At 60.8% G+C, this 7439-nt stretch carries 6 protein-coding genes; 3 read left to right on the top strand and 3 right to left on the bottom strand.

The window, feature by feature from the left end; all coding sequences use genetic code 11:
• The first annotated feature begins 199 nt into the window (after positions 1 to 199).
• The gene (locus tag A7K61_RS29930; RefSeq protein WP_069558975.1) at positions 200 to 997 is read left to right on the top strand and encodes a nucleotidyltransferase domain-containing protein; all 798 of its coding nucleotides are present in this window, start codon (positions 200 to 202) and stop codon (positions 995 to 997) included.
• A complete protein-coding gene (locus A7K61_RS29925) occupies positions 990 to 1439 on the top strand; it encodes an NUDIX hydrolase (protein ID WP_044273380.1) in 450 nt (149 codons plus the stop codon). The genes A7K61_RS29930 and A7K61_RS29925 overlap by 8 nt, the downstream gene beginning before the upstream one ends.
• A gap of 58 nt (positions 1440 to 1497) precedes the next feature.
• On the opposite strand, the gene A7K61_RS29920 is transcribed toward A7K61_RS29925, so the two are convergent.
• Positions 1498 to 2058 carry a cysteine hydrolase family protein gene (locus A7K61_RS29920; RefSeq protein ID WP_069558974.1) on the bottom strand — a complete coding sequence of 187 codons (561 nt, stop codon included), beginning with the start codon at positions 2056 to 2058 and terminating at the stop codon, positions 1498 to 1500.
• Positions 2059 to 2203: 145 nt separating this feature from the next.
• Between A7K61_RS29920 and A7K61_RS29915 the strand changes: the two genes are divergently transcribed.
• Positions 2204 to 4402, top strand: a complete 2199-nt coding sequence (locus A7K61_RS29915; protein ID WP_044273378.1) for an OsmC domain/YcaO domain-containing protein — start codon at positions 2204 to 2206, stop codon at positions 4400 to 4402.
• Positions 4403 to 4518: 116 nt separating this feature from the next.
• On the opposite strand, the gene A7K61_RS29910 is transcribed toward A7K61_RS29915, so the two are convergent.
• Positions 4519 to 5685 (bottom strand): cystathionine gamma-synthase, encoded by a 1167-nt coding sequence (locus A7K61_RS29910; protein WP_069558973.1) that lies wholly within the window; start codon positions 5683 to 5685, stop codon positions 4519 to 4521.
• Positions 5682 to 7058: a cystathionine beta-synthase gene (locus tag A7K61_RS29905; RefSeq protein ID WP_069558972.1), complete on the bottom strand. Its 1377-nt coding sequence runs from the start codon at positions 7056 to 7058 to the stop codon at positions 5682 to 5684. The genes A7K61_RS29910 and A7K61_RS29905 overlap by 4 nt, the downstream gene beginning before the upstream one ends.
• Positions 7059 to 7439 lie beyond the last annotated feature (381 nt).

The raw sequence follows: 7439 nt of genomic DNA, 5'->3' as shown, positions 1-7439 counted from the left end.
TTAAGATCAAGATCAAAAGCAAATCAAGAGCGGCTCGCTTCGCATCGTGGTTAGCGTCTGCTGCCACAGCCCACAAAGTTATGTAGATACCTATGCCTGCATCTGTTTACCACAGCGGCTATATGACTCATCCTTCCTGGCCCGATATGAGGAATCGCGTTATGCCCACTCTGCATCTGCTCTGCGGCAAGATCGCATCGTGAACACCCAAAAATCTACAGGCATTGATGTCGACGGCTATATCCTCACCGTTGCCGATGGGCCTATACAACCCGAGTTCCAGCCCCTGCTGACGGACATCTGCGCTACCTTGTCCCGGCCAGAACTGGGGCTGCACGGGATTTACCTGTATGGCAGCATCGCACGGGGCGAAGGTGAGATCGGCCTTTCTGATCTTGACCTTTCCCTGATACTGGTCGAGCCACCGGATGCGCCCGTGCTTGAACAATTGGAGTTGGCCCGACTCGCGTTGGAGCTACGGCATCCCCAAGTCACCAAGATCGACTTTGATATCGGCCACCGCGCCCAGGTGTTGGCGCCCGAGAACCGAAACCGTTGGGGCTTCTGGCTCAAACATCATTGCCGCTGTCTCTGGGGCGAAGACCTGTCGCTGCACTTCGAACCGTTTCGCCCGTCTCGCGCCATCGCCCTGGCGGTCAACGGCGATTTTGAACAGGCGCTCACGGGGTATCTGGTAGGTATCGAACAGGCCAGCACTGAGCACGTACGCCATCGCTTGCAGCGGGAAGCATCGCGGGCTTTGATCCGCGCCACCCACACCCTGCGAGCGCAAGATGCGCAAACCTGGCCGCAAACCCTGGAAGACTACGTCGGGCTGTTTGTTCAGCATTACCCAACCATGCGCGTGCAAATCGCCTACTTCCTGTTTGAGGCACGCAACCCGAGCGCAGAGGGCGAGGCATTCACGACACGCCTGCGGGCTTTTTTGAGCTGGATGAATTCGGCAGTCATAGAAAGGAATCAAGCTGATGCGTGAACGCAAAGCCGCACGATTACTGGTCATAAACCCTGCACAGCAAGTGTTGCTGTTTCGCTTCGTGCACAAAGAAGGTGCCTTGGCTGGCCAGGATTACTGGGCCACGCCGGGCGGTGGCGTTGAGGCCGGGGAGACCTTTCACAGCGCCGCGATTCGTGAGTTGCGCGAAGAGACTGGGATCACGGTGAGCAGCGTCGGGGAATGTGTAGCAGAGCGCAACGTGACCTTGATGCTACCCTGCGGCGAAACGGTGCTGGCGGTTGAGCGGTACTTCGTTGTGCATGCATCCAGCGACGCGTTATCCAGGGCCGAGTGGACGGAGCAGGAGGCCCAGGTGATGGCGGACCATCGCTGGTGGTCGGCAGAGGCGCTGCGCGCAACGAGCGATACGGTATGGCCGCAGGCGTTATCGCAAATGCTTGAGGATGCCGGGGTGTTTTAACCGCTCAGGCCTGCAAGCGGCCGCCACCGTGAGTTTGCCCTGATGCATGTCTGCTTTGTTAATGACTGGCCAGGATTTCACGCGTCTGGAACACCCTGGCATAGTCCATCGCCAAGTTACTCAGCGACAGCGCATGCACATCTTCAGCGGCCCACAGCCGCCCCGACAAGTCGGTTTGGTCGAAGGTAAAACACGCATCCGCCGCCACGATCACGTCGAACCCCAGGTTGCCTCCCGAGCGTGCGGTGGATTCCACTGAGTTGTTGGTGATGACGCCAACGATCACCAACTGCTGGATCGAGCGCAGGTGCAGCCAGCGCTCCAGGCCCGTGGCGCTGAATGCATCCGGTACATTTTTTTCCACCACATGTTCGTGGGCCAGGGGTTGCAACGCCTCCTGGAACTCGCAGCCAGGTTGGCCTGGCCGGAACACCGAAGCGTCAGAGCGGGAGATATGCCGCACGTGAATGATCGGGCGTTGTGCCTGGCGCCACGCATTGAGCAGGTGCTGTATGTGCAGCTCAGCGTCTGAGTTGTTGCGGCGCCCAAGGGTGGGATCGGCCATGCCTTTTTGCATATCGATGATCAACAGTGCGGCGTTCGTCGCTATCGGTTCCATGACCTGTCCTGGCAGAGGTGAACATTATCTAACTAGTTGGAAGTTAGCACCGATCGGCAGCCCATACGCAAAACCCTGAGACTTCCCGGCGAAACGCTTCATAATGGCGGCCAATTTGTTTAGCTCGTTATTCTGGTGTGCCCGCATGGAAATTAAGGTCAACTTTCTCGACAACCTTCGGCTTGAAGCCAAGTTCGATGACTTCACGGTCATTGCCGACCAGCCCATTCGCTACAAGGGCGATGGGTCGGCACCGGGGCCATTCGACTACTTCCTGGCTTCGTCGGCGTTGTGTGCGGCGTACTTTGTGAAGTTGTACTGCCAGACGCGCAATATTCCCACCGAGAATATTCGCCTGTCGCAGAACAACATCGTCGACCCGGAAAACCGCTACAACCAGATTTTCAAGATCCAGGTCGAGTTGCCCGCGGACATCTCCGACAAGGACCGCCAAGGCATCCTGCGTTCCATCGACCGCTGCACCGTGAAGAAGGTGGTGCAGGCCGGGCCGGAATTCGTGATTGAGGAAGTCGAGAACCTCGACGCCGATGCCCAGGCGCTGTTGATGCCCAATTCCACGTCCGAGGCGGGCACCTACATTGCCGGCAAGGACCTGCCGCTGGAGCAGACCATCGCCAACATGTCGGCGATTCTCGCCGGCCTGGGCATGAAGATCGAGATCGCTTCGTGGCGCAATATCGTGCCCAACGTGTGGTCGCTGCATATCCGCGACGCCCATTCGCCGATGTGCTTTACCAACGGCAAGGGCGCGACAAAAGAAGGCGCGCTGGCGTCGGCGCTGGGCGAGTTCATCGAGCGCCTGAACTGCAACTTTTTCTACAACGACCAGTTCTGGGGCGAGGACCTGGCCAACGCGCCGTTCGTGCATTACCCGGACGAGCGTTGGTTCCAGCCGGGCCCCAACGATGAGCTGCCGAGTGAAATCCTCGATGCCTACTGCCTGAAAGTCTACAACCGCGACGGCGAGCTGCGCGGTTCGCACCTGTTCGACACCAACTCCGGCAACGAAACCCGTGGCATTGTCTCGCTGCCGTTCGTGCGCCAGTCCGATGGCGAGGTGGTGTATTTCCCGTCCAACCTGATCGAAAACCTCTACCTGAGCAACGGCATGAGCGCCGGCAATACCTTGGCCGAAGCCCAGGTGCAGTGCCTGTCGGAGATTTTCGAGCGGGCGGTGAAGCGCGAAATCATCGAAGGCGAATTTGCGCTGCCGGACGTACCGGCCGACGTGCTGGCCAAGTACCCGGGCATCCTGGCGGGCATCGAAGGCCTCGAAGCCCAGGGCTTTCCGGTGCTGGTCAAGGATGCGTCCCTGGGCGGTGAGTTCCCGGTGATGTGCGTGACCTTGATGAACCCGCGCACCGGTGGCGTGTTCGCTTCGTTCGGCGCGCACCCTAGCCTGGAAGTCGCGCTGGAACGCAGCCTCACCGAGCTGCTGCAAGGCCGCAGCTTCGAAGGCTTGAACGACCTGCCGCAGCCGACCTTCGAAGGCCAGGCGGTGACCGAACCGAACAACTTCGTCGAGCACTTTATCGATTCCAGCGGCGTGGTGTCGTGGCGCTTCTTCAGTGCCCAGTCCGATTATGAATTCGTCGAGTGGGACTTCTCTGGCCAGGGCGAAGACTCCAACGCCCAGGAGGCCGCCACGCTGTTCGGCATCCTCGAAGGCATGGGCAAAGAGTCGTACATGGCGGTGTATGAGCACCTGGGCGCTACCGCCTGCCGGATCCTGGTGCCGGATTACTCGGAAATCTACCCGGTGGACGACCTGATCTGGGACAACACCAACAAGGCGCTGTTTTTCCGCGAAGACATCCTCAACCTGCACCGCCTCAACGAGGAAGAGTTGCAGGCGTTGGTCGAACGCCTGATAGAAAGCGAGCTGGACGACTACACCGATATCACCACGCTGATCGGCATCGAGTTCGATGACAACACGGCGTGGGGCCAACTGACCATCCTGGAGCTCAAGCTGCTGATCTTCCTGGCCTTGCAGCAGTATGAAGAGGCCAAGGAGTGCGTGGAGATGTTCCTGCAGTACAACGACAACACGGTTGAGCGCGGCCTGTTTTACCAGGCGATGAACGCGGTGCTGGAGATGGAGTTGGATGACGACTTGGAACTGGCTGACTACGAGGCCAACTTCCGGCGCATGTTCGGTAATGAGCGCATGGACGCGGTGATCGGTTCGGTCAACGGCAGCGTGCGGTTTTACGGGCTGACGCCCACCAGCATGAAGCTGGAAGGCTTGGACCGGCATTTGCGCCTGATTGACAGCTACAAGAAGCTGCATGCGGCGCGGGCCCATATCACCCAAGGCTGAACTTTGTAGGAGCGAGCTTGCTCGCGAAAAACGTCAACGATAACGCGGGATGTCTGGATGCCCGTGTTGTCTTTGCGTTCTTCGCGAGCAAGCTCGCTCCTACAGGTATGTCGGCGTTAGATGTGGGCCAAGGCCTGCGCCAGGTCGGCGCGCAAATCCTCCACATCTTCAACCCCCACCGACAACCGCACCAGCCCATCGCCAATGCCCAATTGCGCGCGCGTCGCCGCCGGGATGCTGGCATGGGTCATGATTGCCGGGTGTTCGATCAGGCTTTCCACGCCCCCCAGGCTCTCGGCCAGGGCGAAGATCTTCACGTTTTCCAGAAAGCGTGTCGCGCCGGCCAGGTCGCTGTTCAAGTCCACTGAAATCATCCCGCCAAACCCGCGCATCTGCTGTTTCGCCAGGTCGTGCTGTGGGTGGGATTCCAAGCCCGGGTAGTGAACCCGCGACACTTGCGGCTGTTGTTCCAGCCAGGTGGCCAGGTCGAGGGCATTGCTGCAATGGCGCTCCATGCGCAGCGCCAGGGTTTTTACCCCGCGCAGGGTCAGGAAGGCATCGAACGGCCCGGCGATGGCGCCGATGGAGTTTTGCAGGAAGCCCAGGCGTTCGGCCAATTCAGCGTTGTCGCCAACCACAGCGATACCACCGATCACATCGGAATGCCCATTGAGGTATTTGGTGGTGGAGTGCACCACGATGTCGAAGCTCAGCTCCAGCGGGCGCTGGATCCAAGGGCTGGCAAAGGTGTTGTCGGCCACGCAGATAATCCCGCGGGCACGGCAGATGCGGGCCACGGCGCGCAGGTCGGTCAGGCTCAGCAGCGGGTTGCTTGGGGTTTCGACCCAGACCATGCGCGTGTCGTCCTGCAATGACGCTTCAAACGCCGACACGTCGCTGAGGTCGACATAGCTGAAGCGGTGCCCGGCACTGCGCTGGCGCACCTTGTCGAATAGCCGGAAGGTGCCGCCGTACAGGTCATTGCCCGAGACAATATGCGCGCCAGCATCCAGCAGTTCCAACACAGTGGAGATCGCCGCCAGCCCTGAGGCAAACGCAAACGCCTGGCTGCCGCCTTCAAGGTCGGCCACGCAGCGTTCCAGGGCAAAACGCGTGGGGTTATGGGAGCGGCCATAGTCAAAGCCCTTGTGCACGCCGGGGCTGTCTTGCAGGTAGGTGGAGTTGGCGTAGATCGGCGGCATCAGCGCGCCCGTGGTCGGGTCGGGTGACTGCCCGGCGTGGATCACACGGGTGGCAAACGCGCTTTTATCGGGCTGGCTCATGCAAGGGATCTCCGTAGGTGGTTAAGCAGGTCGACGCGGGTGATCAGGCCATAAAAGCCTGAAGCGTCGGCAATGATGGCGACCAGGCCACGATCCAGCTCGGCCTGCAGTTCGGCCAGGCTGGCGCTGGGGGCCAGGGTGTGCAGGGTGTTGGTCATGGCGCTGGCAACGGTCATGGAAAAGTCTGCGGCGTCGTGGTGCAGGCCCAGCAGGATGTCGGATTCGTCGATCACGCCCACCAGTGTCTGGCCATCGACCAGCACCGGCAGTTGCGACACGTCCGCCAGGCGCATGCGCTGGAAGGCGGTGAGCAGAGTGTCGTCGGGGCTTACGCTGATCACCCGGCCGTCTTCGAAGCGGCGGGCGATCAGGTCGCGCAGGTCGCCGTAGTGCTTGTATTGCAACAGGCCGGCGTCGTTCATCCACTGGTCGTTGTAGACCTTGGACAGGTAGCGCGTACCGGTGTCGCAGACAAAGGTCACCACGCGCTTGGGCTCGGTTTGCTCGCGGCAGTAGCGCAGGGCAGCGGCGAGCAGGGTGCCGGTGGATGAGCCGCCGAGGATACCTTCGGCTTTGAGCAATTGGCGGGCGTGGTCAAAGCTGTCTGCATCGCTGATGGAGTAGGCGTGGCGCACGCTGGACAGGTCGGCGATCGATGGAATGAAGTCCTCGCCGATGCCTTCCACCGCCCAGGAGCCGGGGGTTTCCAGCGTGCCGCTGCGGCTGTATTCGGCCATCACCGAACCGACCGGGTCGGCCAGCACTATGGCCAGCTCGGGTTGTACGCGCTTGAAGAAACGCGTCAAACCGGTGAGGGTGCCGGCCGAGCCAACGCCCACCACAATCGCGTCCACATCGTGCTGGGTTTGCGCCCAGATCTCCGGCGCGGTACTGGTCTCGTGGGCCAACGGGTTGGCCGGGTTGTTGAACTGGTCGGCGAAGAACGAGCCCGGAATATCCTTGGCCAGGCGCGCTGCCACGTCCTGGTAATACTCCGGATGGCCCTTGCCCACATCGGAACGGGTGATATGCACCTCGGCGCCCATGGCCTTGAGGTGCAGCACCTTTTCCGTGGACATCTTGTCGGGCACCACCAACACCACCCGGTAACCCTTGGCCCGGCCCACCAGCGCCAGGCCCAGACCGGTATTGCCGGCGGTGGCTTCAATGATGGTACCGCCCGGGCGCAAGCGACCGTCGCGTTCAGCGGCGTCGATCATCGCCAGGCCGATGCGGTCCTTGATGGAACCGCCGGGGTTTTGCGATTCCAGTTTGAGAAACAGCGTGCAGGGGCCGGTATCGAAGCGGCTGACTTTGACCAGCGGGGTGTTGCCGATTAGCTCAAGTACGGCAGGGCGTGAAGGCGTGGGCATGTCGTCTCCTGGTTACGGGATGGGCGTAGGGCGAGGGACAGCAAAAAAACAGCATGGCTTGGAACATAGGCCGGTATCGCCGGTGTCGCAACCGGGCGTCCGTTGGATGACTTTTTTTGCCGCATGGGGGGGAGGGCGCGCAATCAAACGGTGGGAGCGGGCTTGCTCGCGAAGGCGGCCTGACAGCCAACGCTTATCTAGCTGACGCCCCGCGATCCAAATGTGGGAGCTGGCTTGCCTGCGAAGGCGGCCTGACAGCCGACCGGGATCTGAGATCAGACTGAGTACATATCCGTTATGTAGGTAACGGCCACTTAGGGTTCCGCCCCAACGGCGGCTCACTTTTGAAAAGCCGGAATGCCGGCCCAGGCGAAAGTAAGC

Origin of the sequence: Pseudomonas sp. AP42, assembly GCF_001728935.1 — a bacterium.
GTDB classification, from domain to species: Bacteria; Pseudomonadota; Gammaproteobacteria; order Pseudomonadales; family Pseudomonadaceae; genus Aquipseudomonas; species Aquipseudomonas lactis.
Note: the sequence above shows the minus strand (reverse complement) of the source record. Positions and strands in the feature narration are given on the sequence as shown.